Consider the following 2,670-nt stretch of genomic DNA (forward strand, 5'->3'; position numbering starts at 1 on the left):
AAAACACGACACACTAATCAGTAATTACGCTGCGAACGCCGTAAATACTGATTTTTTTGTACATTCAGAAAAATATCAAACATCAAGAAAACTCATATAATATCATCAAGGGGAAGCCAAAAGGGAAGCCAAAAACTGGAGTGATTTAAGCAATGAATATCAAACGAAGCTTGTGGAGACGCACGTAGACCAATTATCTTTAGTTAGATGGTTGGTCTTTTATTTTGGTCAAGGGGGAGCCAAATTGTAGTTTTACTATGTAATTCCTGTTTTAGATGTCGTATTTGCCCTAAAATAAGCCTGATTCGGGGATGCCAAGTTGCTTCTTGGATAATTACACTCGCATCCCTTTTGATATGTCCATTGAGCTTGATATACGCTTAGAATAAATCGCCTTAATTATTTGGTAACTTTTGGCACAATATTCAATTGAATAATTGGAGTTCTTCACACTATTTACAATCTTTATAACCACCTACATATCAACGATCACATCATCATTATTTCACTTAAAAAAGGAGCCTAAAACTCTGATTTTTTGTAATTATAAAGCATTCCACATTAATAACGCTTTTGTAATACTCTTCTAAAATTTCTAAGTCGTTCTGAATGACCTAGAAGCGATTATTATGTTGTTTAAATTAATTTAAGGCTTGTTTGGGGTATCATTTGGGACGGTTTAGGATAGTATTATTTAATGCTTGTTTACTTATACAGCAACGTTTATCAGTATTACCCCCCTATCGTTCAAAACGATAGCCAACTTTTTGCTTAGTCGACCACTCCCACCGGTTCTCATTTTCAAAATATTCAGATACATTTTGTACCCCGGGGGTAACGATTCGTTCTTCCCTTTTTAACATTGAAATTAATTAAGTCTCTTCACACCGCCTCTATACCTTGTCACTACCTATGTACCAGTGTTTAAGTCTTATCTCTTATACTTTAAAAAAGTGCCTAATCTTTCGATTTTTTACGGTTTATTATTAAATTAATTAATCTCGTATGAATTCGTTATCCCTCAGAAGGATATCAAAGGCTTTTTTATATTAGGTTTTATTAGGTTTTTATGTAGGTGGACAAGGGTTTACAACCAGTAGCGCCGTTATTGGCTACAAACGTTGATACATAAGTAATTAAGCTATAAATTAAAAGTCTTAAATTGTCCAATTTTGTGTAGTTTTGTAAACATGTTCTTGATATATAAAGGACAGGTTTTCAGGCCACTATTTATATTCGCTTCTAAGTCGTTCTAAACGACCTAAAAAATAAATGATATATGCCCGTCACTCAAAACATTCCACTGTTTTATATTACTTTCCTTAATTGCTAAACGGTACATTTGCGGTTCAGTTATGGAATCGCCCGATTTAACCTTTCTGCCATTTTTGGCAGAATTAATATATTCACTAACTCTATTTCACCTAACATTTATATATCCGCTTTGGACACTGCTGCTCGAATATCGTTCTGAATTTTATGTTCTGGTGTCATAATTGTTAAAAGTTTACAGTTGGTTTACACTAGTAAAATCGTTATAATCCTTACTCCCATAAGGATTTAGGCTAAGGTTTACAGGTTTACACTTGTTTTAAACTTTTTGTTCTCTGTGCTATATACCTACTACTACTAAAGATTCTCTAGTAAAGTAGTAGTAGTGTAAACTAAGCCTTCATAACGGTTGATATAACAACTGTTTCAACGGTTTACACTAATTCATTTTTAGTCGCAACTTCTGTAAACCTAGTTCCTCCTATATCCTCTTTTTGATATTCCATGAGTCTTTTGATTCCCCATCCGCCAATCCGTCTGATTGTCCATGACATATAAAAAAGATCCACTCAAAATTGAGCCGATCTACTCATATGTTCAAATCTACATAGTTTACTTAAAATATTTCAAAAACGAATTTGTTATACAAAAGCGAGTAACGCCGTTCTTTTCCCGTTTATATTAAATTTTATTCGGATAGGGGGGTATACTACAATGTCACCCAGTCTTTTATTTAAGGTTTACTATACTCTATCAAAAATATAACCTTAGCAAATTATACAAATATTATTCTAAAACATGCGTACCTTTAAACCCCTCCACTTAATCAAACTGCTATAAATTAAGCCTTATTCATTACACCCCCCCTACCCTAAAAATTTCAAAATTGGCAAATTTTGAGAGAGCACTATTGCGTTGCGCTCTTTCACACACATTCATAGGGCGGGGCTATCGTTTGTTACTGGTTCATTTAAACACCCTCAAATCTTCCGTATCAGCAAATGCCCACGCAAATTCAATCAAAGCGTCATTTAATATTTTTGAGCCTTGAGTCCTACTATAACCAGTTAAGTCGGTGATTTCATACCACGTTAAATGATTAAAGTAGCGTGCTTCAATGAACCTTCGCTTTTTCTCACTCACTCCATCAAAAGCTTTAACAACTTTATTTAAAATATCAATCGCATAATTATGCCAATTCATTTTATTATCCATGTTATTTTCATTAGTGGATGCTTTAGGTACATTACTTAACGTTGGTGATTTAACATCTAAATACGAAATATGAGCCATATTCAATAATTTAGGGAAGTCTTTTTCAAAAAATGTTCTAACTTTCTTAATGGTTACCTTGTCATCTAATTCATGTACTAACACGCCCTCAACTCCCGTAGTATA

The 2,670-nt window shown here is 33.6% G+C and carries 1 protein-coding gene; it reads right to left on the reverse strand.

Translation table 11 applies throughout. The features are described 5' to 3' along the window. Window positions 1-2,238: 2,238 nt before the first annotated feature. Window positions 2,239-2,670, reverse strand: a 432-nt coding sequence (locus IV81_RS09120; protein WP_338045636.1) for an ArpU family phage packaging/lysis transcriptional regulator, incomplete at its 5' end; no start/stop codon positions are given.

It is taken from the genome of Pediococcus stilesii, from assembly GCF_001437075.1.
Taxonomy (GTDB): Bacteria; Bacillota; Bacilli; order Lactobacillales; family Lactobacillaceae; genus Pediococcus; species Pediococcus stilesii.